The sequence below is a fragment of the Pelomonas candidula genome, assembly GCF_043555985.1.
In the GTDB taxonomy this organism is placed as follows: Bacteria; Pseudomonadota; Gammaproteobacteria; order Burkholderiales; family Burkholderiaceae_C; genus Pelomonas; species Pelomonas candidula.
The window spans coordinates 1-252 of sequence record NZ_JBIGIC010000089.1; the positions used below are offsets into that span (position 1 = coordinate 1).

Sequence of the window (252 nt, forward strand, 5' to 3'; positions counted from 1 at the left end):
CCACCTGCAGCCGCTGGTACACGCCGCCGATGACCAGCGGCTCCTCACTCCAGTCGAACTGGAAGGCCTCGCCGAGTTCGAAGCTCAGCGGCACGTAGGCGTCGCCCGTCGCGGCACTGCCCTGAGCTGCGTATTTCGGCCCAACGTGACCGCCGATTTCGGCATCGTGACCGGTCATTTCGGTCATCGTGACCGACCGCTGATTTCGGCTCATCGTGACCGGCCGTTTCGGCATCGTGACCGCCCATTTCG

At 64.7% G+C, this 252-nt stretch carries 1 pseudogene; it reads right to left on the minus strand.

Going from position 1 to position 252, the window contains the following annotated elements:
* Positions 1-187: pseudogene (locus tag ACG04R_RS28610) on the minus strand (hypothetical protein); the annotation flags it as partial.
* Positions 188-252: the final 65 nt, after the last annotated feature.